The sequence below is a fragment of the Cupriavidus sp. 8B genome, assembly GCF_054589115.1.
The window spans coordinates 3,059-26,671 of the sequence record NZ_BAAILO010000301.1 but is presented as its reverse complement, the minus strand read 5'-3'; the positions used below and the strand labels follow the sequence as shown (position 1 = coordinate 26,671).

The following is a 23,613-nucleotide window of genomic DNA, read 5'->3' as shown; positions in this document are numbered from 1 at the left end:
GCGGGGGCCCGGCAGCCCGCCGCGGCCCGCCAGCGCCGCCGGCGGGCCTTGCCAACCCGGCCCGGCGCGACACAAAATGACAAGACGCTGCACGCGCAGCACGCGCCCCGGCTCAAACTTCGAGGTGGTCAGGCATGAAATGCCCCTTTTGCGCCCATTCCAACACCCAGGTCCTGGACACGCGCATGTCGGAAGAAGGCGATACTGTGCGCCGCCGCCGCCGCTGCGAATCCTGCGACCGCCGCTTCACCACCTATGAGCGGATCGAGCTGTTCTTCCCCGCCATCGTCAAGAAAAACGGCTCGCGCGCGGACTACACCCGTGACAAGCTGAAGGACTCGATGCGCCTGGCATTGCGCAAGCGCCCGGTCTCGGCTGAAGCCATCGACGCCTCCATCACCCGCATCGAAGAGAAACTGCTCGCCCTCGGCGAGAAGGAAATCCCCAGCAGCCAGGTCGGGGAACTGGTCATGCGCGAGCTGCGCCGGCTCGACAAGATTGCGTATATCCGGTTTGCTTCGGTGTATCGGAGCTTTGAGGACGTGTCGGAATTCCGCGACATGCTGGATGAGTTTTCGGGGACCGGGCCGCGCGAGCGGCAGCCGTAACCTCAAGGCGCATCGCCAACTGCCGCGCCCGGCCACACCAACAGGCAGCCGAGGGATCGTATTGATCGATCGGCTGCGATACGGGGAAAGTCAACCCGTTTAGCCGAAATCTTGAGCCATCTTCAGTTTTCCCCAGAGGATTTCCAGTAGATCGTTTTGCGCTTTGGAATAATGGCTGGACCCACTTTTTGGGGTGAAATGGGTGTGCTTGCAGCACCAGAGCGCTGGGCCGCGCCGATGACCACCGTAGTAGCTACTCCGTTAATCGGCACTGTGCCAATCATCGGAGAAGGTGGCAGGCCGCCGCCGACGAAGATGGCTGACCTGTCTCCCCCGCAAGCCCCCGTAACCCCAATGGCACCGGACCCGTTGAACAGATTGACCCAGTATCCGCGTGCCTGGCCCAGCGTTGTGGAGCAACTACCCGCCACGGCTGGAATAGGGCGATTGGTACTGAAAGAAATCATGCCTGCGGCGATGAGAGCGGATGTGACGGTTTGCTCTCCGACTCCGCTCTGATTCAGGTTCATGAACCAGCCTTTCCTACTTGATGCAGGCAGAATGCCCGCATCGCTACAAGTGGCACCGGCGGTGAAATCGCTCATGATACTGGCGTCGTCGAGGTTGTTCGCGCTGGTCGCGGCAAGATTATCCAGGTACACGTAAAAGCGATTGGTGACGCCAGAATAAGGGTATTGGCTTTGCAATGGGTGCTCACGGTCGCCCGAACCGACGGCCAAGTAAATCTTTCCGCCTGGTGCCGGCAGCAGTGCCGGGGCAAAAAGAAACTTACGGCCTGAACCATTGGTGTAGGCGACGCGATTGATGGTCCAATTGCTGACTTGCGACGCGAAGTCGATGCGATAGATATTGCCCCCGGTGTCGACTGCGTAGGCGTGGTCGACCACGCCGGCGGTAGCAACGGCGACCAGGGACACGTCGGCTGCCACGCTGCGCGTGGTGCCGAAGGACTTGATAAGTGCCCCAGTATTCGCGTCAAGCACATAGACGCCGGCTCCCTTCGGGCTGGTGCAGGCCGGTGTCGCCTGATTCGCATCCTCGCAGCCGTCGTAGCCACCGCCAACGATCAGAACGGGCCCCGTATAGCCCAGGACAGAAGATGCGACCTTGGGCATGGACCAGGTCTGGCCGATACCACTCATCCCGGTCGTGCAACCCGTATCGTTGGTCAGATTCGGGCAACCGACTTTCCATTTGAAGGCGGGCGAAGCCGGATTGGTGACATCCAGCGCGTAGATCATCCGTCCCCCGCGGCGCATGGTGGGATAGATCAAGACACTGGAATTATTAGCGGTTTGATAGACACCGATCGACCCGTCAAAGTAATAGTCCTTGGCCGTAGGCGTCGGTGTTATCCCGCTTGGCATGTTGGGGTAGTTGACCAGCGGACTATTATCCATCAAGCGCTGGAACCTGCTGAAAAACTCGGGAGCGACGAATGCCCAACGCTCTGCGCCAGTCGCAGCGTTTATGGCCCGGAGCATGCCGTCGTTGGATCCATAGTAAGTGGTGACGCCGGTGGTGCCGCCGTAATCGATGGGGAGCGGCCGCGAATGAATGGAATCACCGTGCAGGGATGGCCGGGTTTCTGTCGTGTTAGTGTTTCCGTTCTCATCGTTCACATCCTGCCCTTGAATAAAGCTAACAAGATTTGCCGTTAGACCCGAGCTCGTCGTATTGAAGGTGGTCAATGCCGTGCCGGATTGAGTGTAAATGGTACGATTGACCCCCCCGGCCGGGGTCGTGTTATTGCCCTTTCGGATGACTTCCGCGACTCCGCCTTTTTCCACGAATGGCCCATCGGGAGCGTCCGAATACTTGTTGTACGAAGTGTTAGGACACTTCCCCGCCGGGATGGGGGTCTCGGGCACATTCTGCCAGTAGGTGCCGGAATCCGTTGTCCAGAAGCTAGTCGCGCAGTCAGTCGGAAAACCTGTTTGCGTGCTTACTGCCGGTTGCGGCGGGCTTGAGTTGTCACCGAGTTCAGTGTCGCTTCCCACGGTGATCAATTGATATTGCTTCAGATTCCCCATCCAGCGCGGCTTGGCATCCGGGTCCGGACGGAACATGGGGATAAATACCTGGTTCTTGTCCAGCGCCCGGTTGGTGGTATTGACCGGCAGGCTGGCCGAAGCAAAGGTTGAATTGATCCCCTGAATTTCGGCGAAAATCTTCAACAACGCATTGACGATCTGCGTCTGGCTAGTGACATATTGCCAGGTTCCACCACCTTGCTTGGCCTCAGCCTGCAAAATTGAGGTGTAAGTGGGATCCGAATTACCGGGTGAGGCAGCATCCAGCACATAGGTGACGATCTGGGGACTCGGGTTGGCATAGAGAAAGTGAGTCCATTCATCGCCCCAAAAGCTTGCAAGCGAGGAGGGCGGCAGCGCAGGCCCCGAGCTGAGGCTCTCGTACTTCTGCGCGCCATAAATATCCTGGGCTTGGTAATTGTTGTTAGCGGCGATATAAATGATGTAACTTCTGCCGCAATTCGTACTTGTGCTGTTATATGTACCATCCCCATTGAACGCGAATCCCGACGTCAGGCCCTGGCCGACAGCCGTGGCACCGGCATAGGTCCCGCTGTTTCCGCTCGCGTCGGCATTCGGATTTTTGGAGGACAGGCCACCCGCATAAGGCGCGAGCCCAGAATAATATTTGTACATCTCATAAAATGCTTCTGGCTCGTTCTTTATGCCTTCTTTGTACTCATTTTTCGCCTTTATGAGGGCTAATATATTCTGCAGCGCTGTCCGGTTAGTTGCATTGCTCATGTCTCTCGGTGCAAAGCGAACATAGGCTCCTTTGGGCGAAGCCCCGGGACTCCACATGGCCAGCCCAACATCGATCGGCGTCGTCGAGGTGATGGTACCCAGAACGTAACTGATGGCATCAGCCTTGGCCGCGAACAGGTCGCCAACCGAATTATCCAGGAAGATCATGACCTTGGGAGCGCTCGCGCTCCCCCCTGAGGAACCGATGAAAATATCGATATCGTCAGCCATTCCCCGCAACGGCGCGAGCCCGAGGCAGCAATAGAGGATGAGTGCTAGAAATTTTAGTAGGCGGAAACTATTCACGATAATTTCTCGGATTAGGGACAAACGGTGGTGGCCGATACCCGCAAGGCGATACCCTGGCTGACGGTATATTGGGTGTTGCTGAGGGAGTCGGTGGCAGCCGCCTGGACATCCCATAAAGTAGTCGCACACATGGAGTTGTTGCTGGCAGCCCCGACCACACCAAAGTCCTGATCGGCGCCAACCAGGCAACCGGCATCGTTGGCATTGGTAAAATCAAGCGCGGCATTGGGTGTTACTTGAGCCGAGATGCATTTCGATGCAACAGCGACTGTCACGTCTGTCACCCCATCACCATTGACGTCGATGCATGTGGTGTTTGGCACAGCGCCACAGGGCTTAGGTATTGCATTCGCGGGCGTAGTGGTGAACTGGGTGCTACTGATAACCTGTTCGATCGCGCCCTGGGCGGCAGAGAGTGCCTGGTTCCGTTGCTGCATATTGCCGACAACCTGCAAGTTACCCTTGGCGAGCCGGAAGGACGTGACTGCAAGCAGCATGATCAGAATCAACATGATCAGGCTCACCAACAAGGTGACGCCACGTTGCTGAGATGACACCGATTTCATGGCGTATTCCTGCCGGCCGTGTTGTTCAACCGCACCGTAGCTTCATAAGCATGGCGCTTGTATGCATCGTTAAACGGACCGACACTATTGGCGGTGCCATCTACCTTCAGTCCCAAGGAATAAGTCTTGCCGTCGCTATAACCTGCGGTGCGTGTGGTGTTGCGCGCCAGTAGATTGACCTTCGCGGCGACCGTGTTCCGCCAGTAACCGACGCAGGTCACCCCCGTGCAGCTGTTGTAGCTATCCGGGTCAGGAGTAAACACGGCCGGAACGCCCGTGCTTGGTGCGGCGGTATCGATGCCATACTCGATTTGCAGATTCTCGATGCCCTCTACCAAAGGAACGATAGTGAAGCCCGTCGCGCCAAGCTCCGCACGCTTGAGCGTGGGGATGCCGTCCCCGCTCTTGTCGTTGTTGGCAATGAAATAAATGTGCGTGCGATATTGGTGGTAAGGGGCCTGGGTTCCTGGCGTAGTCGGGGGATTGCAGTCCTTTTGATGCAGGGTAAGGTTGGCGCTATTTGTGTCAAGAGTGTAATAGTTGGCGACACTGGCCGATGCCAGTTCCGTTGCGCTACTGCAGCCGGAAGCCTGGAAATAGGGAACACCGGCGACAAGGGCGTCGCAGTCCGTATCGCCGACAGCGCAAGTACTGGCACGGCGTATCACGACGATATCGGTTCCCGTGCGTACGTCACTCAAACAAGTTGGGACGATTGCGCCATTGTCGTAGCCTTGCACAGCGATCGGCAAAGCGACTTTCAGCGTCGTCAGTGCGGTCGCGCAGGGGTCCGGTTTTGTTGCCGGCGTTGCCAGAAGAAGTGGATTGAACTCGGCGAGGTAGCCGGCGTTCCTGAGGTCGTCAGTGAGTAACTGCATGGCGTAGCGACCATTTTCGACCTGCTGATTGGCTCGCTCGATCTCGTTGCGGGCCCGGCTATTGGTATCAAAGAGCGTGGCGAGGCCAGCCACGATAAGCAGACCGAGCGTTATCGCCACCATCATTTCGATGATTGTGTAACCACTTCGCGCTATTTTTTTCCTGACGGTCATGGTAGCTGCCATCCAAAATCATGGCGAAATAGCCGAGAAATCATAAACATGAAGGCAAGCCGACAGTGATTTGCGAAGAAATGACGCGGCGATAGGCGTCGTCGGTACCGAATAATCCCTGGCCACAACTGGTGGCGGGCGCTGCCGTATGGTTCATCCCCTGCCACGCGACGCCCACAAGATAGATACCAGGGGTACAGACACCTGAGGTTGGGTCGGGCGCTTGTACTTGCGTGATGCAACCCCGGGCACCCAACATGGCTCCAACGTTGGCGGATGATTTTTGCTCACTCGCTCCTTTGAGGGCGTTGCTCCATTCGCAAAGATCACGATTGGGTCCTACCGCTATGCCGGTACAGGAAGCGGGTTGGCTATCCCCCGTCCCGATGGGGCTGGCGGATACGTAGCTTGCGGCCTGCGAGCGATTGGCACTGATGCGCTCGGTCATGTCCGAGAGCACCACAATCGCCTGGGCGCGCTGGTAGGACTCGAGCTCGGCGAGATAAACCTTGCTCAGCAAGCCTGCAAAACCGAGCAAGCCAAAGGTCAGGATGAGGATAGCTACCAGCACCTCCAATAAGGTAACGCCCTGCTGGTTTTTGTTTTGAAGCCGTCGGGATTTCAGCATGACGAAGCCGCCAACATATAGGGACGACCATTCAGGTCAACCGACACACACTGGTAATTGGTGGTTGAGCCGGCCACGGTCGAAATGACGAATGATGGCGCGGCGCCCGCCTGGAGCCGCCCCGATGCACGGTAAACGACATTGGCAGGGCCGGTAACGGTCGCGCCGCTGGTGGTACCGCGATCATCCAGAACATTGGCCGCATTGGATGGGTCAAGTATCTGCCAGCCGTTTTGCCAGCCGCCCGTCTTGGGCGACAAAGTCACGTTCGCGTTGCGCATGATTGCCTCGCTGCGTGTTCTCGACAACGTTGCGAACAGCTCTGAAGCAACGCCTTTTGCGCGCTGGCTTGCAATCAAGCTGGAAAACGAGGGAGCGGCGAGCGCGGCCAATATGCCGGCAATGGCAACGGCCACCATCAACTCAGTCAGCGTGAATCCTGCAACGCTGCGCCAACGCTTCCCCGCCGCACGGGGGCAACGTGGTTGACGGTGACAGCTAATGTCCATGGCGGCACCCTACCAGGTGTTGGCAGGTGTCTTCGCACCCGCGTTGTTGATACTCAGGGTGACGTCGCTCGCCTGGGAAGTTCCCGCTACGGGCGTTGCAGTGGCGGTAAAGGTGGGAGGTGGCCCGGCGGTAACTGCAATGGTGATGGTGTAGTAGGTGGAAACATCAGTCGGCGGCGTTACATTAAGCGTAGCCAGACTTGACGCGTAGCTCCTGGCATCAAGCAAATACTGCTGCTGCCGCTGGGCGATATCCATCAGGCTGGCTTGCGCGGATGATCGTCTGCCTTTAACCAGATAACTGATATACGAAGGATAAGCAATCGATGCCAATATGCCTACGATAGCGACCGTTATCATCAATTCAACCAAGGTAAAACCGCTTTGCCTGCGGGCAGTTCCAAGTCTCGTGCTTGCCATGACAGTCTCATTTTTTCATAAACCCGGCCCTAGTCTTTATTGGGCAGTCCAGCATCGCAGATCGACAAGAGGCCTTCATTGCGAGCAGCAAAGGATTTCAAAGCACCTTTTGATTGTCGTCGGCAGAATCGAGTCGGGGGCATCCATGGAATTAAATTGCGAGGGCGCCAATTGCCGCACCGGTTCGTTGGCCCGGGCAATACCTCCTCGGCGCGGATTGCGGCCGTCTGGCAGGTGACGCTGATCCGATTGCTACGCAGTGCATGGATCGCGTAGCGTATAGAGGGCATAACGACCGGGATGTCGATGATGATCGCACTCGCCGTCAGTCCGATCCGCCTGAACTGGCGCGAGCCGGCGGCGGCGCGCATCTCGCACAAGCCACCGTCAAGGACTTGGCGGATATTGCTTGGTGTCGAGCGGCGGGGCGCGGTCGCGTATTTGCGGGCCAGCGCAGGCATGTCAGCGATGCCGATGACAGACTGGTGACGGGAACCGCAAGATGCTGGTGATGACCCTGTTCATATTGACCCCGCTAATTCGTTATACGAGTCTTGGCATTCCACTCTGCGGTGGAAGCGCCCTACCCTTACCCGAAAATTCTCCTGATTTGCGCCGGCTGATCTCACAGTTGGCACGCGGCCAGCCTCGCTTACTAATAAGTGAAATCTTATAATTTTGCTACCCTACCATGGTAGGAACTATACGAAGAAGTGTCAATACTGGCACATGAACCCTTGAATGTTGGATCATGACCACAGCGCTCCCCAGCGGCCTTCACAACCGGGAACATATGTGCTGCGCGTGTATGGCTATCGACATGCCGCCCTTAACGAGCGAGCCATGTCGCCGTTCCCGCCCGCTTCCCGACCGTATCGGACCACCATTGGCACATCCTTGGCCGTGCGGCCTGGCAAGACAGCACTTAGTTCGCCCCGCACCCCATGCCGAACTCGGCTAGGTGCTGATCGAAGCCCCAAGATCTCTGGCGGTAGTCGGCGTTGGCCTGCTGCCGCTGACGTCGCTGGGACCCACCAGGCCGCAGTGGTCGCGCGAGCAAGAAGCTCAGGCATTTCCGGCAGAGCTGGAACTGCGCGCGGCGGACCTCTTTTCATATGAAGCAGGGATAGAGGCAGGCTCATATCCTCCGGGTCCGCCAACTCAGCAGCCACCCTGGTGGCTTGCGCCAGGGAATGCAACATTAGGCTAGGCGCGAACTAGTTCGCGCTCAAATTAAGCCTGCGCCCAATCTTTAGCAAATTTTCACGCGATCTCCACCATCTGGAACATTTCCAGATCATCAATCCGGCTATCTTCTGGCATCCCGTCTTCCATGCGAGGTTGCCATGCCACTGCCGGCACGACGAACGCGTTTTTATCGCGCGGCTTATTCCAGGCCCGGGCGATGCTATCGCGGCTACGTCCTGATGGAATCCCTCACCGCCCTAGCGGTCCTAGGCATCGGCTTGCTTCCCCTTGCCACGCTCGCGCCTGTCGCACTGGGCGCCCTGCGTCAATATGAAGTCCTGGGCCACGCCACGCGCGCGGCCGCGGAACTGGCAGAGCTGGAAGACCCGGGACTAGCCCTGTCTACGGAGCAGGCAAGCGGCATCGGCCCGCATCAGCTCCAGCTGTGCCAGTCCGTCGCTTCGATGGGTGCCGAACATGGCTTATCCGGATGCGTAGCGGGATCGCGGCTGGCAGTCGTCGGGCCCCTGCGGCCCGCCTCGGTTCATCCCGGCGGCCTGGGCAGTCAGTCTGCGCTGCGGGTGATTGCGCTCTGGGTTCGGCCATGAATGTCAATGCCACGCGCGGCAAGCCGGCCAAAGCCGGTGCCCAGGGCTTTTCGCTGGTCGAGCTGATGCTCGGGCTGGCGCTGGGCCTGCTGGTGAGCGCGCTAGCCGCATCGGCCTTCCATGCGGTACAGCTCGCCTATCGCGCCACTGTCGACCTGGTACTGCTGGAGGAACGCGGTCAACGCGCGCTCAGCATCATCACCCATCTGATCCGGCATGGCGGCTGGCATGGTGCGGCCGTCCCGGCCAATGCATCACCGGCTCTGGCCGGGCGCGACGATTGCGGCCAGCCAGGCATCGCCGCAATGCCCACTTGCGCGCGCCGTGGCATCAATGCCAGTGACGCCCTGCTGGTGCGCTTCAGTGGCAGCGGGCGGGCGCACGATGCGGCGCTGCCCGACCAGACCATGATCGACTGCAGCGGCTATGCGCTCCCCGCCGCGATCGTAGGCAGCGCGCTTGCCGGTGGCACCAGAGCCTACGTTGGCACCAACCTGCTCTATGTGGGCACTGGCACCGATGGCGAGCCGCAACTACTGTGCCGCTACCCCAGCCGGCGCGATGGACGGGTACTGGACAACAACTGGACTTCCGGTGCACTAGTGCGCGGCGTGGAAACAATGCAGCTGCGCTACGGCATCGATACCGATGGTGACGGCAAGGCCGATGCCTTCCTGCGCGCCGAGGAACTGCGTGCCAGGGGAGATGCGGCGTGGCGCGGGGTGCTGGCTGTGCAGGTGGTGCTGGTGCTGCGTGGCGAGCGCCCGCTGCCACGGGCAGCGGCAGCCACGGCGCTCATCTTGTTCCCGCCACGCGCATCCAGCGCGCATGGCGGCGCAAGCACGCCTGCCGACGACCTCGTGTTCGAGGCCCCTGCCCGGCCTGCCTTGATACGTCGGGTGTTCTCGGCATCCGTGCGCCTGCGCAATGCCGGTCCGTGCGAGGAGACGCTATGCTGAATCCGGCGTCGGAGCCTTGTCGGCTCACCCGACGCGTTGCCCTCCAGCGCCGCGCCGGCGGAAGTACAACGCTCCTGCTAACCGCCGTGATGCTTCTGCTTGTGGCAGCCACCACATTGGCGGGCCTGCACTTCCTGCTCTTCAGTCGGCAGGTGACGGCCTACCAGCTCGAGCGCGAAATCGCCTTCCGCGCGGCGGAGACGGCGCTAATCGATGCCGAAGCAGAATTGCTGGACGCGCTCCGCGCCGGCGCGCCCGGTGCCAATGCGCGCCTTGCCGCCTGGCCGCCGCCCGGCCAGTGTGGAAGTGGCGCCCAACGCGGCCTGTGCCGGCCTGCCGCGAACGTCCCGCCGCCGTGGGTAGACTGGCTCGATTCGCGCCGGCAGGATGACGTCACCGGTATCGCGCTCGGCAGCTTCAGCGGCGCGTCCTTGCCGACATTGCCTCCGGGTGCGGTCGGCGCAATCGGCATGCCGCGCTACGTAGTGGAATTGCTGCACGAGCGCCCGCCTGGCGAACAATTGGGTCCCGACTATGCCGTGGGCACGAGCCTACGGATGCGCTTTCGCATCACGGCGCTGGGCACGGGGCGCGACGCGGCGGTGCGCAGGCTGCTGCAGAGCGAGTTCCAGCCATAACGCTCGCCTCACGGTGTTGTGCAGTGCTGATCACCCTCTGCGCCCTGCCGTCGTACCCCGGTGCAGTGCAGGGCGCCGCCGCCGCGCCAGTCCAGCTTAGTTATATCGCCGGGCCGGGCGACCATCCCTGGAGCGGTCGCCTGTTGGCGCTGGCGCTCCCGCCAGGAGACCGGGCAGCAATGCAGTCATGGCGCCAGCCCGCCTGGGAAGCAGGCGCACTGCTCGATATGCGCGAACCCGATTCGCGCCAGCTATTTACTGCTCGCGATGACGCAGACGGCGCGCCGTCTTATCTGGCGCCGTTGCGATTGGACGCCCTGGCGGCTTCGACGCGCAAACTGCGGGAGCGTGCCGGCTTCCATGACCGTCCCGATGGCCACAGCCGCCAACGGCTTGCACAGCTGGGGCATCCAGGCAGCGCATCGCCTGTCCTGGTGCCGCCACCCGCCTGGATCCCGGGCCGGCCAGGACACGCAGCATTCGCCACGAGGCACGGCGCGCGTCGGGCGCTGGTCTGGATGGGCACGCGCGACGGCCTTCTGCACGCCTTCGACGCCGGGTCCGGCGAGGAAGTGCTGGCTTACCTGCCGGGTACCTTGCTGGTCCAGGCGGCGCAAGCCGCACGAGCACCGCCCGTAGTGCCTTGCCCCTTCCCTGAAGCAGCCGATGTCGCGCTCGAACCCGAGCGCTGGCGTACTGTTTTGCTTTGCGGCATTCCGGCCAGCATGCCGGACGAAAGCCAGCATGCCGGGCAAGCTGCGCAGGCGGGCGTGTTCGCGCTCGACATCACGAACACCGCGGCGCAGCCACCACTAAACCTGCTCTGGGAAGCCAAAGCGTCCGACGCGTTTCCCCTGGCACCTGCCGGGCCCATCCGTGCGTTGGCGCTAGGCACGCGCGAGGGGCAGCGCTGGTATGCCATGGTGGCAATGGCTGCCGTGCCGGGAGACGAGAGCCAGTCCGACAAGATGCCACGTGGCCGGCCTAGCCGTCAGGCGGGCCTTGCCCTGCTGCCGCTGGACAAACCCGCCCGCGCAAGCTGGGAGGGGCGCTACGCGGTGTCGCAACTGCACTTGCCCGCCAGCGGCTGCGGGACCGATGGCGCCTACCCCCCATTGCTGGCTGCAACCATCCTGCCGGACTTCTCAGGCGCGGCCGTGGCGGCATATGCAGTGGATGCCGCCGGTCGGCTCTGGCGCTTCGACCTGCGCGGCGAGCCGCCATGGCACGACAGCGAAAGCCGGGTTCGCTGCATGCATCGCGTGCAGGGCCAGACCCTAAGCCCGCGCCTGCCGCCGCCAGGCGGCACAGCGGCGGCTTCGGTTCCGGCGCCCGTCATCGTCAGCGCCCGCGAAGGCCACCTGGTTGTGTACGGTAGCGGCAACCACGTCACGGCCGTGTTCGACAGCGCCACCCTTGCCGACACAGGCAAAACCAGCCGCCAGCCCGGGCGCATCGTGGCCCAGGCCAGGGAAAGCGGCGTGGTGTTGCGCCGGCAGCCGTGCCGGCCGGACTGCCAGGACGCGGCAGGCTGGCACCTGCGCCTGCCCAATCCCGACGAGCGGCTCGACCGCACCCTCCCCGCCGATCCAGGCTACCTGGGCTTCGTGACCCGCACGCCCGATGCGCGCCAGCGCATCTACATGGTCCACGCGCTGAGCGGCGAGTCCACCACAAGCGATCAGGCCGGCGGGCCTCTCGTCCATGCGACGACCGGACTTGCCGCAGGTGCCGGCGCGACCGTGGTGCTTGGCCGCGCGCTGCTGCCGCCCGTGCGATCGCCGCAGCCTGGCGCCAGTTCGCGCGAAGCATTCGCGCTCACCATGTGGTCCCTGGAAGACGGCCGTGCCGTGCCGCACAACCGCACCGTTGCCAGCCGGCGCACCGGCCGGCTGCGCTGGCGCGAACTGATCCGTTCCGGCTCGCCATAGTCTGCCTTGCTCCCAACGCACCACCGGCGCATGAGCAGTGCCCACTGTCGCGTGCACCCCAACCAACCGCCAGGAGCGCGCGCCCGCTCGGGAAACGGAACCGGCGGTGCAACGGAATCCGATTCATGACACCTTGCCCTCGCCCATGCGGCTTCACCCTGCTCGAACTGCTGATCACACTCGCGGTGCTTGCCATCCTCGCGGCGATGGCCGTACCCGCCTGGCATCAGCACATGGAACGAGCCTGGCGCGCCGAGGCGCGCAGCGCACTGATCGGCGTGATGCTGGACCTGGAGCGCCACGCGCTCGCCACCATGAGCTTCGCCGCCCAGCCGGGCGGCGCCACGGTGGCCGGCAAGTGGCCGCAGCCGGTGCCCGCCCAAGCGGCGCGCCCGCGTCATTGGATCAACGCCAGCGCCTGCCCGGGCAGCGGGCTGGCGCATTGCGTGGAGCTGCGTGCCGTGCCGCTGACGCCGGATGCGTCATGCGGCACGCTGATACTGCGCAGTACCGGCGAGTGGCTTGCGCAGCCCGCCTTTGCCGCGGAGCCGGTGCCGCTGCCCCAGGCGTGCTGAGGCGGCCATGCGTCGGATCTGGCACCGGCACTGGCGCCGGCATTCGCGTCGCGGCGCAACGCTTGCCGAGCTGCTGACCTGCTTGGCCGTGCTGGCCATCCTGGCAGCGCTGGCTTTCCCGTCCTGGCAGCGCTTGCAAGCGCGCCAGCAGGTGATGCTGGCGGCAGACCGCCTGGCCGGCTCGCTGGCGGTGGCACGCTCCGCCGCCGTGGCCCGGCGATCCGACGTGATACTGACGCCCTTGCCGGGCGCCTCGTCGCTGGATCATGGCTGGCGCCTGGCACTGGCGCCAGGGGGCGAGCCTGGCCAGGACGATGCCGGCTTGCTTGCGGTCGTCGAACTGCGCAACGCCTGCCTGCGCATTGCCCTGCGCTCCACCACGCAAGGCAGCAATACGCTGCGCATGACAGCTGTGGGATACTCTCGCTCAGAGCAAGGCGGGTTCCTCGCTGCCACCTTCACCGTTTCCTGCCAGGGCGAACAGCGGCAGCTAAGGCTCGGTGCTCACGGCCGCGTCCGTCTGTGCACGCCGGGGCAGGATGCCGATTGCGGCGACCTCGCACAGTCCGCGCCGCCCTGACACCAGAAGACTGAAACCGTATCCAACGCATCAACTCACCGCCCGCGCGGCAGGAAGCACCAGGCCTCATGTTCTCCGATACCGACCACGCAGCCATGGCACAGGCTCTCGCGCTCGCCGAGCGTGGCATGTACACCACCACGCCCAACCCGCGCGTTGGCTGCGTTTTGTCCAAGGACGGCAAGATCATCGGCCAGGGCTTCACCCAACCCGCCGGGCAGGATCACGCCGAGATCCAGGCGCTCAAGGATGCCGCGGCGCGCGGGAACGATCCCAAGGGTGCCACGGCCTTTGTCACGCTCGAGCCCTGCAGCCATTTTGGCCGGACGCCGCCCTGCGCGGACGCGCTGGTGCGCGCCGGCATCGCGCGCGTGGTGGCGGCCATGGAAGACCCGAACCCGACGGTTTCCGGCCGTGGCTTGCAGCGGCTGCGCGAAGCCGGCGTGGACGTGCGCTGCGGCCTGCTCGAAAAAGAAGCACGCGAGCTCAACATCGGCTTTGTCAATCGGATGACGCGCGGCCTGCCCTGGGTGCGTGTCAAGGTGGCCGCCTCGCTCGACGGCGGCACCGCGCTGCACGACGGCAGTAGCCAGTGGATTACCGGCCAGGCGGCGCGCGACGACGGCCACGCCTGGCGTGCGCGCGCCAGCGCCATCCTGACCGGCATCGGCACCGTGCGAGACGACAACCCGCAGCTCAATGTGCGTGCCGTGGACACGCCGCGCCAGCCCCAGCGCGTGGTGGTGGATTCCCGGCTGGAGATTCCCCTGGACGCGCGCCTGCTGACGCCGGACACCGGGGACTTTGCCAAGCCGGTGCTGGTGTTCTGCGCCTTTGACGATACGGCGCGCCGGCGCGCCCTGGAAGCCCGCGGCGCGGAAGTGGTGGTGCTGCCCAATCCGCACGGCAAGGTGGAATTGCGCCACATGCTGGAAGAGCTCGGCCGGCGCGGCGTCAACGAGCTGCACGTGGAAGCCGGCTTCAAGCTCAACGGATCGCTGATCCGCGAGCATTGCGCCGACGAGCTGCTGATCTACCTGGCGCCCAAGCTGCTGGGCGACGCGCAAGGCATGTTCCAGTTGCCGCCCCTGGCGCGGCTGCAGGATGCCGCGGCCTTCCGCTGGCACGATGTGCGCATGATCGGCGAAGACCTGCGCCTGATCGCGCGCCGCGCCGATCACGTCTGATCGCCTGCCGGTAAAAACGAATCGGCTCCACACCTGCTAGCATGCGTGTTTTCCCATCGCATCACGCATCGATCATGTTCACTGGCATTGTCGCGGCCGTCGGCCGCATCGAAACCGTTTCCCCGCTGGGCGCCAGCGAAGCCGCAGCCGATGCCGGTGTGCGCCTGCGCATCCGTGCCAGCGGGCTGGACCTGTCCGATGTCATCCTTGGCGACAGCATCGCCATCCAGGGTGCCTGCATGACGGTCATCGCGCTGGACGGCGACGCCTTCGACGTCGATGTCTCCCGCGAATCGCTCGACAAGACCGCTGGCCTGGACAAGCCCGGCCGGGTCAACCTGGAGAAGGCGCTGACCCTGGCCGACCGCCTCGGCGGCCACCTGGTCTCGGGCCATGTCGACGGGCTTGGCGAAGTCACGCACTTCGCGCCGGTGGGCGAGTCCCATGAACTGCGCGTGCGCGCCCCGCGCGAGCTGGGACGCTACCTGGCCTACAAGGGGTCCGTGGTGGTCAACGGCGTGTCGCTGACGGTCAACAAGGTCATCGACGACGAAGACGGTTGCACGTTCTCGATCAACCTGATCCCCCACACCATCGAAGTCACCACGCTGCAGGATCTGAAGCCCGGCGCGCGCGTGAACCTGGAGATCGACCTGATCGCGCGGTACGTGGAGCGGATGCTATCGACGTCTCGTGAAGAAAATAAGCCGTTGATTTGATTGACATTTCTTTAAAATCACCGTCTATCAAAAGCCAGCTACGTCACCGGAAGCTCACACCTCGTGACGGTATACTTGACGGTATACTGAGGCCCCCAACTGAAGTATACCGTCACAACGCCGGAAACCAGCCCTGCCGTCGCCCGCTAACCCGCACCAATATTGAGATCGGTCACAGTTCAGCACTGCGCTGTCTGCTGGGGCTAATGTTGCTCCATCGCCTCTCGGCACTACATTTCCGCCATGACACCGTGAGTGGCACAATCAGCATCCCGCGACAGTCATTGACACTTCCGCTCCCAGGCGGCTAGAGCCTTCTTCTCTACCAGTGTGGAAGTGGACGGCGACACGAGAAGCCTGTCCTCTATTGGCGGCCAGACCAGCGACGTTGAAAATGTGCGCACCAAGCATCTTCAAGGCGCCGTCGATCCGCGAGGGATCGCTGCGCACGAAGAGGTCGGAGCCGTGCATGCCAACGCACATGTTGCCGTTGGCCAGGAACGCCAACCCACCGAACCGGCTCTTCTCGGCGATGCCAACCACTTGGGCGAGTAGCCGGCGGATGCGATGGCGTGTTGCATCGAATGCCACTTGCGCTCCGGCGGGTGAATCTGCCGCCTAACGCAACCATTCAGCAAGTTTCGACCAGCGCCTTTCTGTCTGCTTCCCCTTGACCGCAATCGCCAGAGCACGCTTCTGCCCGACCAATACAACGAGGCGCTTGCCGCGCGTGATGCCGGTGTAGATCAGATTCCGCTTGAGCATCATGTAGTGCTGCGTCGAGACGGGAATCACCACAACCGGGTACTCCGATCCCTGCGATTTGTGGATGGTCGTCGCGTAACACAACACCAATTCATCCAGTTCGCCAAAGGCGTAAGTGACGACATGATCATCAAAGGTCGCGGTCAATTCCTGCTCATCCGGGTCTATGTGGGTCACGAACCCGATGTCGCCGTTATAGACATCCTTGTCATAATTGTTCTCGATCTGCATGACCTTGTCGGCAACGCTGAAGCGATAGCCGAACTTCTCTATGCTGTGCTCACCAGGCGGGTTCAGCGCCTCCTGCAGCAGTTGGTTGATGCCGCGAGCTCCGGTGAGACTGCGATTCATCGGGCACAGCACCTGAATATCGCGTACCGGGTCCAGATGGAATTTTCTGGGTAGTCGGGTCTTGACCAGGTCTACAACGGTCTGGGCAATCGCTTCAGGTTCATCGGCCGGCACAAAATAGAAATCCGACTCTTCGCCTTTTTCCGGCAAGCCTGGGAACAGCCCTTGGTTGATCTGGTGGGCGCTTCGGACGATGCGCGAAGTGGCAGCCTGCCGAAACACCTCAGTCAGGCGCACGACAGGCACCGCGCCCGATTCGATCAAATCCGCGAGAACTTGCCCGGGGCCAACCGACGGCAGTTGATCCACATCGCCGGCGAAGATCATCGCTGTGGTGGACGCCACGGCCTTGAGCAACTGGTTCGCCAACGGCACGTCAACCATCGAACACTCGTCCGCCACCAATAGATCACATTCCAGCGGCGACTCCTCATTTCGCTTGAATTGCCCATTGGCTGGGTTGATTTCAAGCAGCCGGTGGATGGTCTTCGCCTCGAGCCCAGTAGATTCCGACAACCGCTTGGCCGCCCTTCCAGTAGGCGCGCACAGCAGCGCCTTCACCTGTTTTGCACGCAGTATCGTCAAGATCGAATTGACCAGTGTCGTCTTGCCCACACCGGGACCGCCGGTAATAACCAACAACTTTGACGACAAGGCCAGACGGATTGCCTGCTTCTGGCTATCGGCCAATTCAATGACGAGCTTCTGCTCAACCCACGGGATGGCCTTATCGGCATCAAATGCGCTCCACGGCGGCGATCCGGACGCTAGGCGTTTGACCTGCGCGACGATGGAGCGCTCGGCGTTGTACAGCGGCGCCAGGAAGACGCTTGGAACGCCGTCAACGGTGTCCGCGATCACGACTTCCTCTGCCAGTTCCTCGTCGATCGCATCCTCAATGATAGGTTTTGGGATTTCGAGCAGCTTCACGGCAAGCGACACGAGCTGCTCCCTCGGCAGGCCACAGTGCCCTTCTCCGGCCGCTTCTGACAACGCGTAGGAGACGCCTGCCCGCGCCCGCAGCGGCGAGTCACGTGCAATACCGATCTTTTGGGCGATGGTATCGGCCGACAGGAATCCGATACCACGAATGTCACTGGCCAATCGGTAAGGATTTTCCGTGACGACAGCAATTGCGTCTTGCCCATACGTTTTGAAGATGCGTACGGCTCGCGACGTCGAAACCCCATTACCATGCAGAAAGATCATGATCTCGCGAATGATCTTCTGATCGGCCCAGCCTGAGGTGATCTTTTTGGCGCGGATTTCCCCAATTCCAGCGACTTCCCGAAGTCGCGCAGGAGTTTGTTCGATGACGTCGAACACCGCTGCACCAAAGGATTTGACCAGTCGACCGGCGTACACCGGACCAATACCCTTGACCATGCCGGACCCAAGATACCGCTCAATTCCGGTCAGCGTGTTCGGTGGCGAAATTTTTACGAATACCGCCTTGAACTGCCTGCCGTGCTCGCGATCCGTTACCCACGTACCCGACGCAGAGGCATACTCTCCTGGCGCTACGGTCGGGGTATGCCCAACCATGGTGATGAGTTCACGCTCGCCTTTGACCTTCAGGCGCAGGACGCAGAAACCGCTGTCGGCGTTGTGGAACGTGACGCGCTCGACCAGTCCTGCGAGGCGATCCAGTTCGGGCTTGGTGGCGGTATTGGGTGAACTTGCTGACATGAACGAGGCGCGGCGTGTTATCTCGCGGCCGAAATGCTGACGGGACTGGCATCCTACCGCGTAACGCTGCGATATTCGCCCCTTGTGCGTTGCAGCCTGTTCAGCTCCCTTTCTCAGACGCAGGTTTTACCCCAAAGCCCCCCTTGACCGCATCCGCGGGCGGCGCAAGGCATATCGCTTGATCATGATGGGTAGCGCCACTTGGAATGGATCCCCCCTTATTTCTATGCACATAAAGATTGCATGAGCCCCCATTTCCGCACATGCTTTGCACCCTCGCGACAATGAATGATAGGGGCTATGCGGCTCTTCCTGTGTGAAAAACCTTCCCAGGCCAAGGACATTGCCAGAATGCTTCAGGCCACCCGGCGTGGAGATGGTTGCTGGCTCGGAGCGAATGTGACGGTGACCTGGTGCATAGGTCACCTGCTGGAAACCGCCCCGCCGGACGCCTACGACGCCCGCTATAAACGCTGGGACCTGAACGATCTGCCCATCGTGCCGGAACATTGGAAGATGTTGGTCAAATCCAAGACCGCCAGCCAGTTCAAGGTCGTCAAGCGCCTGCTCGGTGAAGCCCATGAGTTGGTCATTGCCACTGACGCCGACCGGGAGGGTGAGATGATCGCCCGCGAGTTGGTGGAGTATTGCCGGTATCGCGGACCGATCCAGCGACTCTGGCTGTCTGCCCTGGACGATGCGTCGATCCGGAAGGCACTGGCGGCGCTCAAGCTCGGCGCCGAGACGTTCAACCTCTACCAGGCGGCGCTTGGCCGTTCCCGCGCCGACTGGTTGATCGGCATGAACATGAGCCGGCTGTTCACCCTGCTGGGGCGCCAGTCAGGTTATCAGGGCGTACTGCCGGTGGGCCGCGTACAGACACCGACGCTGCGCCTGGTCGTGGACCGCGACCGCAGCATTGCCGATTTTGTACCGATCCCATATTGGGCCATCGAAGTACAGCTACTCAACAACGGCACGTCCTTCACCGCCCAGTGGCGCGCATCGGAAGACGCTTGCGACGAACACGGGCGCTGCCTGAACCAGACGCTGGCCCAGAAGGCTGCACGAGTCATGCTCAACGCCGCCAGCGCCAGGGTTGTCAGGCTGCGTACCGAGCGTATGCGGGAGGCGCCACCGTTGCCGTTCGATTTGGGTACCCTGCAGGAAGTGTGTTCTAAGAAGCTCTGCCTTGGCGCCCAGGAAACCCTGGATATTGCCCAGGCGCTCTATGAAACCCACAAAGCCATCACGTATCCGCGCAGCGATTGCGGCTACCTGCCGCTGAGCCAGCACAGCGAGGCGCCTGCGATACTGGCTGCCTTGGGGCGTGCCGATCCAGGTCTGGCCGACCTGCTGAAACATGTAGAGCCGCAGCGCCGCTCGCGGGCCTGGAACGACGCGAATGTTAGTGCCCACCACGGCATCATCCCTACTGCCGCAGCGGTAGACCCTGGACGCTTGGTGGGCAAACAGCGGGCCGTCTATACATTGATACGTGCGCGCTATCTCGCGCAGTTCCTGCCGAACCACGAATATGATCGAACCCAGGCGGACTTCGACTGCGCCGGGCAGGCGCTGCGCGCAGTTGGCAAGGTGATCGTCGAAACCGGCTGGAGGCGCGCACTGCCTGAAGCCCTGACGCCGGCGAAAGGTGGTCGCGAAACGCCTCCAGCACAAACACTGCCGGCCCTGGCTGAGGGGCAGGATTGCGCAGTTGCGGACGTGAAGCAGAAGGATCTATGGACTCAGCCGCCCAAGCCGTTCACCGAGGGCGATCTGATCAAAGCGATGAAGAACGTCGCTAAGCTGGTAGACGATCCCCGCCTCAAGCAGAAGCTCAAGGACACTACCGGTATCGGCACCGAGGCGACTCGTGCCGGGATCATTCAAGGATTGCTGGACCGCGGCTATCTGATCAAGCAGGGCAAAGCATTGGCTGCCAGCCCGGCAGCCTTCAGCCTGATCGACGCCGTTCCTCGCGCAATCGCCGACCCTGGCACCACCGCCATCTGGGAGCAGGCGCTGGACATGGTGCAGAGCGGCGAGATGAGCCTGGAGGACTTCGTCGCCAAGCAGTCGGCCTGGATGAGCAAGCTGGTGGATCGTTGCGCCGGCCAGCGCCTGACCATCACCGGACCGGCGAGCCCTGCCGGTCGTGGCGGCGCGTCCTCGAAGAAGAAACGCAGGGTGGGCACGCCCAAGGCCGCTACCGGAAAGCGATCCAGAAAGCCGCTCATCCCTGGTTGATCAGGGCGATGGCCAATACCAAGTTACGGTGAGTTCGGTCATGACCGATGCTGGCCGCCGAAAGCATGCCGCCCACACATTTCCCTATGGGTGCGAGTGGGTCGTGGAGAAAAACGTAGCAGTGCAGGCCGATCTCGACCCTTAGCGTGAACTGTCGGTCGCGACCACGTTTCCGGCATAGGGTACGCAAAGGCCGAAAAACTGCCGTCCTAGGCTCCGTCGGTGAATGCCCCTTCCTGGCCGACCTGAGCCGTTGGCCGGCACCTGACCTATACAGACACCCCCGAACCTCGTCGCAGCGGCCCCCGGCCAGTCCATAGCCGCCATGGGTTGCCCATCTCGCGCAGCACGCGCCAAATGCCAACGGTGCTGTATGACAAGCCAAACTTACGTTCGACCAACTGCGCCACTAACACCAAAGTCCAACGGTCGCCAGGAAAGCCATTCGCCTTTGTGCCGGCCGACAATGCTTTGGCAAGTGCCCTCTTCTGCGCTTCGCCCAGTCCGCTGGGACGCCCCAATGGTTGGCGACGCCACGCTTCTGGATCGTCTGCCAACTTCCTCGCCCAGCTTGATGCCGTCTGCCGGCTGACCTCGAGCTCGCGCGCCACGTCCGCCTGCGAAACGCCTTTCGCCAGCATGCGTATGCCTTTGCGCCGGCGCTGCTCCATTTCGCTCAGATCCCTCTTGTAGTGCTTCGTCGCCATGCCAGGTGCTCGAGTTCCTCACGCCTCAATTAACGCACGTGAGAGCGAGCCGGTTGTCATCTATTTAGTTAAAACCTCGCGATTCCACAAAGTTATACCGTAATGGACGACCAGTAGCATGCGCCGGTATGTTTGATGGTGTCGAGCAACTCTATATCGAATCCCATCATGATCCTGAGCACCAAGAAAATAGACAGCATCAAGCCAGACGCACGGCCTCAGAAACTGGCAGACGGCGGCGGACTCTACCTACTTGTTTCCCGCAAGGCGAAGTCCTGGCGCTATGACTACCGGCACGGCTCACGGCGCTACACCATCACGTTCGGCCTATATCCCACCATCGGGCTTGCCGAAGCGCGAGAACGCCAACGCGAAGCTAAGAAACAGCTGGCCAACGGCATCAATCCGGCCATCGACAAGCGACTTCGAAAGCTAGCACTTGAAACCTCGTTCGGCGACACCTTCGAAGCTACGGCACAGCACTGGTTTGACGGCAAGGAAGCCCAACGCTCCGATGTCTGGCGTGAAGCCCACAGCCTGTACCTGCGCCGCGACCTGAATCCCCACCTTGGCATGTTGCCTCTAGACCAAATCGACGCCACGCTCATGTTGTGCGTGCTCGAAAAATCGAAAGCCGAGCGCGGCGTCAGAACAGCAGAGCGTGCGCGGCAAACCGCAATTCAGGTCTTTGACCACGGCATGCGCAAACTCAAGATTCAGGCCAACCCAGCGCGCATGCTGAAAGGCTGGGCCGATCTCCCCGCCCAAGTCAGTCACCAACCGTTGCGTGAAGGTGAAATACATGAATTTGTCGAACGGCTCGACGCTGATCCTGGCTCGATCAGCACCAAGCTCTGCATCTTGCTCATGTTGCTCACGTTTGTACGCAAGGCAGAGATCGCGCAGGCGTGCTGGTCGGAATTCGACCTCCAACGTGCGACGTGGACCATCCCGCCGGAACGCATGAAGATGCGCGATGCACACGTCGTACCCCTCAGCCGGCAGGCATTGGAAGCACTCGCCCAACTGCGGCCCCTGTCGTTCGGATCGAAGTTCCTGTTCCCCAGCAATAGCAGCACCGAAAAGCCGATGAGTCTTTCCACGCCTAACGTCGTATTCAAGCGAATGGGCTATGGCGACCGATTCTCCCCGCATGGCCTGCGCGCCACGGCGAGTACCTGGCTCAACAATCGTGGCGTTCGGGCCGACGTAATCGAGCGGCAGTTGGCCCACGCCGAGCGCAACCGCATTCGCGCCGCCTACAATCACGCCGACTACATGCCGGAGCGCATCGCCATGATGCAGATGTGGGCCGATTTCATTGACCCTCCAACCGCCTCGGCAAATAGTGTATGGGTTCCACTGCCCCGAAAAGTGGCCGAAGCTATCGGTTAGACTGCTGTCAACATTCAACGATGGATATCGGCATGAGTACGAGTAGTGAGGAACTGTTTGCACTTACAGAGGTGGAGAAGCGATTCACGCCGGACGACTGGGCTTGGCAGTTTCTGCGGTTGAATAGCGAGTATCAGGATGCCTATCGCCGCGCTAGCGAGGTAGGCATCAGCGAAGAAGCACTAAACGCAATCAAAAGCCATCTTGCAGATGCATCCAATGTGCGACTGGCGACAGCCTCAGGCAGCATTTGCACACGAGACTTCGGTCTAGCCGCGTGGCTTGATCCCGTGCATGAAAAGTTGCCCGAGCTGACCGACGGTGGATCATGGTTCTTTCCCCTGAAGCGAGTCGTTCAGGAGGACCCCCGCCTGGTAGATGTCGGGGCAACCGGGCTGGGCCAAATCCGAACCGGGCCGCAACGCCCTCTCCCATATCCGCGCCTAGCCGTGGACGAAACGCCATTCGGGTATGGGAAACCCAAACTCGTCCAACACTGCGACACCCCTCACCCCGAACGGATCATTTGGGTCGCGCTCGACTGCAGCGTGCCGCCAGACGGGCAAATCTCGGCGTTAAGGACGCTTGCCAGGATGCATCGCAAGTTCTGGCAGAAAGACAGCCAGACAACGGATGTGCCCACCACCATCATCAAACCCGTTACCTATGAGGACGTGTTTTCCCGCGTGACGTTCACCGGGGCACGTGCCGCAGCAGCCCCTGAACTCGAAGAACCAGGGAAACTCTGGCGCACCGTGGGCATTGACACGCTCGGCCCCATCGGAATGGAGATTGACGAATGCCGCAGGCAGTTGCGCAGCATTCATCTGCAGCTCAAGCGGAAATCGATGCCCAAAAACCTTTGGCCTGATCGCTTCCCCGACAGCATCCCCACCCGCGCCGCAGCTGCACCCCAGGGCAACAGCTACCTGAAGGCGCTGCTCGTACTGGCCCGCCACATGCCCCCTGGCGATTTCGACCCTCACGACCTTCTCCTGGCAGATCAGGTCGCCAAAGATGTTGGCGTATACCCAGCAAGCGCAAGGTTTCCGCGCTGGATGTATAACTTCTACGAGGGCATGGCGAATGCGCATTTGCCACTAGCATTCGCCATGGTCCAGCGACTCTACAAGTGGCTCATACACGCGCAGCTTTCGCTCGGAGCACCCTAGCCCCCAGGG

The 23,613-nt window shown here is 61.7% G+C and carries 21 protein-coding genes and 1 pseudogene; 12 read left to right on the top strand and 10 right to left on the bottom strand.

The genetic code is table 11. The annotated features are described in order from the left end of the window. The first annotated feature begins 134 nt into the window (after positions 1–134). A complete protein-coding gene (nrdR, locus tag ACYP5B_RS30560; protein WP_459572166.1) occupies positions 135–608 on the top strand; it encodes a transcriptional regulator NrdR in 474 nt (157 codons plus the stop codon). A 122-nt stretch (positions 609–730) separates the two neighbouring features. On the opposite strand, the gene ACYP5B_RS30555 is transcribed toward nrdR, so the two are convergent. From ACYP5B_RS30555 to ACYP5B_RS30525, 7 genes are all read right to left on the bottom strand, one after another. Further along, complete coding sequence (locus ACYP5B_RS30555) at positions 731–3,712, bottom strand: pilus assembly protein (protein ID WP_459572165.1); 2,982 nt, start codon at positions 3,710–3,712, stop codon at positions 731–733. A 14-nt stretch (positions 3,713–3,726) separates the two neighbouring features. Next, entirely contained in the window at positions 3,727–4,281 is a 555-nt protein-coding gene (locus tag ACYP5B_RS30550; RefSeq protein ID WP_459572164.1) for a hypothetical protein, read from the bottom strand. Beyond that, on the bottom strand, positions 4,278–5,333 hold the full coding sequence (locus tag ACYP5B_RS30545; protein ID WP_459572163.1) for a PilW family protein: 1,056 nt from the start codon (positions 5,331–5,333) through the stop codon (positions 4,278–4,280). Before ACYP5B_RS30545 ends, ACYP5B_RS30550 begins: the two co-directional genes overlap by 4 nt. A 40-nt stretch (positions 5,334–5,373) precedes the next feature. After that, positions 5,374–5,961, bottom strand: a complete 588-nt coding sequence (gene pilV / locus ACYP5B_RS30540; protein ID WP_459572162.1) for a type IV pilus modification protein PilV — start codon at positions 5,959–5,961, stop codon at positions 5,374–5,376. Next, positions 5,955–6,242 carry a GspH/FimT family protein gene (locus tag ACYP5B_RS30535; protein ID WP_459572191.1) on the bottom strand — a complete coding sequence of 96 codons (288 nt, stop codon included), beginning with the start codon at positions 6,240–6,242 and terminating at the stop codon, positions 5,955–5,957. The genes pilV and ACYP5B_RS30535 overlap by 7 nt, the downstream gene beginning before the upstream one ends. Positions 6,243–6,479: 237 nt before the next feature. Beyond that, complete coding sequence (locus tag ACYP5B_RS30530; protein WP_459572161.1) at positions 6,480–6,890, bottom strand: type IV pilin protein; 411 nt, start codon at positions 6,888–6,890, stop codon at positions 6,480–6,482. Between the two features lie 29 nt (positions 6,891–6,919). Beyond that, positions 6,920–7,351 (bottom strand): hypothetical protein, encoded by a 432-nt coding sequence (locus tag ACYP5B_RS30525; RefSeq protein WP_459572160.1) that lies wholly within the window; start codon positions 7,349–7,351, stop codon positions 6,920–6,922. Positions 7,352–8,317: 966 nt separating this feature from the next. Between ACYP5B_RS30525 and ACYP5B_RS30520 the strand changes: the two genes are divergently transcribed. The 8 genes from ACYP5B_RS30520 (at position 8,318) to ACYP5B_RS30485 (ending at position 15,275) form a co-directional block, all read left to right on the top strand. Further along, on the top strand, positions 8,318–8,686 hold the full coding sequence (locus tag ACYP5B_RS30520; protein ID WP_459572159.1) for a hypothetical protein: 369 nt from the start codon (positions 8,318–8,320) through the stop codon (positions 8,684–8,686). Beyond that, positions 8,683–9,645 carry a PilW family protein gene (locus ACYP5B_RS30515; RefSeq protein ID WP_459572158.1) on the top strand — a complete coding sequence of 321 codons (963 nt, stop codon included), beginning with the start codon at positions 8,683–8,685 and terminating at the stop codon, positions 9,643–9,645. The genes ACYP5B_RS30520 and ACYP5B_RS30515 overlap by 4 nt, the downstream gene beginning before the upstream one ends. Continuing rightward, entirely contained in the window at positions 9,639–10,283 is a 645-nt protein-coding gene (locus tag ACYP5B_RS30510; protein WP_459572157.1) for a pilus assembly protein, read from the top strand. The genes ACYP5B_RS30515 and ACYP5B_RS30510 overlap by 7 nt, the downstream gene beginning before the upstream one ends. Positions 10,284–10,306: 23 nt before the next feature. Then, positions 10,307–12,214 (top strand): pilus assembly protein, encoded by a 1,908-nt coding sequence (locus ACYP5B_RS30505; protein ID WP_459572156.1) that lies wholly within the window; start codon positions 10,307–10,309, stop codon positions 12,212–12,214. Positions 12,215–12,339: 125 nt separating this feature from the next. After that, positions 12,340–12,789: a type IV pilin protein gene (locus ACYP5B_RS30500; protein ID WP_459572155.1), complete on the top strand. Its 450-nt coding sequence runs from the start codon at positions 12,340–12,342 to the stop codon at positions 12,787–12,789. A gap of 7 nt (positions 12,790–12,796) precedes the next feature. Further along, positions 12,797–13,369 carry a GspH/FimT family pseudopilin gene (locus tag ACYP5B_RS30495; protein WP_459572154.1) on the top strand — a complete coding sequence of 191 codons (573 nt, stop codon included), beginning with the start codon at positions 12,797–12,799 and terminating at the stop codon, positions 13,367–13,369. A gap of 68 nt (positions 13,370–13,437) precedes the next feature. Next, the gene (gene ribD, locus ACYP5B_RS30490) at positions 13,438–14,556 is read left to right on the top strand and encodes a bifunctional diaminohydroxyphosphoribosylaminopyrimidine deaminase/5-amino-6-(5-phosphoribosylamino)uracil reductase RibD (RefSeq protein ID WP_267604008.1); all 1,119 of its coding nucleotides are present in this window, start codon (positions 13,438–13,440) and stop codon (positions 14,554–14,556) included. A 74-nt stretch (positions 14,557–14,630) separates the two neighbouring features. Continuing rightward, on the top strand, positions 14,631–15,275 hold the full coding sequence (locus ACYP5B_RS30485) for a riboflavin synthase (RefSeq protein ID WP_459572153.1): 645 nt from the start codon (positions 14,631–14,633) through the stop codon (positions 15,273–15,275). Between the two features lie 264 nt (positions 15,276–15,539). Here the strand turns inward: ACYP5B_RS30485 and ACYP5B_RS30480 are convergent, their stop codons facing one another. Continuing rightward, positions 15,540–15,866 (bottom strand): TfoX/Sxy family protein, encoded by a 327-nt coding sequence (locus tag ACYP5B_RS30480; protein WP_459572152.1) that lies wholly within the window; start codon positions 15,864–15,866, stop codon positions 15,540–15,542. 27 nt (positions 15,867–15,893) lie between these two features. Next, the gene (gene recD2 / locus ACYP5B_RS30475) at positions 15,894–18,080 is read right to left on the bottom strand and encodes an SF1B family DNA helicase RecD2 (protein WP_459572151.1); all 2,187 of its coding nucleotides are present in this window, start codon (positions 18,078–18,080) and stop codon (positions 15,894–15,896) included. Positions 18,081–18,380: 300 nt separating this feature from the next. On the opposite strand from recD2, the pseudogene ACYP5B_RS30470 reads away from it, so the two are divergent. Next, a pseudogene (locus ACYP5B_RS30470) lies at positions 18,381–20,255 on the top strand (DNA topoisomerase III); the annotation flags it as partial. Positions 20,256–20,599: 344 nt separating this feature from the next. Here ACYP5B_RS30470 and ACYP5B_RS30465 read toward each other — a convergent pair. Then, the gene (locus ACYP5B_RS30465) at positions 20,600–21,037 is read right to left on the bottom strand and encodes a winged helix-turn-helix domain-containing protein (protein WP_459572150.1); all 438 of its coding nucleotides are present in this window, start codon (positions 21,035–21,037) and stop codon (positions 20,600–20,602) included. A 168-nt stretch (positions 21,038–21,205) separates the two neighbouring features. Here ACYP5B_RS30465 and ACYP5B_RS30460 point away from each other — a divergent pair, with 168 nt between their 5' ends. Further along, positions 21,206–22,432 (top strand): tyrosine-type recombinase/integrase, encoded by a 1,227-nt coding sequence (locus ACYP5B_RS30460; RefSeq protein WP_459572149.1) that lies wholly within the window; start codon positions 21,206–21,208, stop codon positions 22,430–22,432. 32 nt (positions 22,433–22,464) lie between these two features. Continuing rightward, positions 22,465–23,604 (top strand): transcriptional regulator domain-containing protein, encoded by a 1,140-nt coding sequence (locus ACYP5B_RS30455; RefSeq protein WP_459572148.1) that lies wholly within the window; start codon positions 22,465–22,467, stop codon positions 23,602–23,604. The last annotated feature ends 9 nt before the right edge of the window (positions 23,605–23,613 follow it).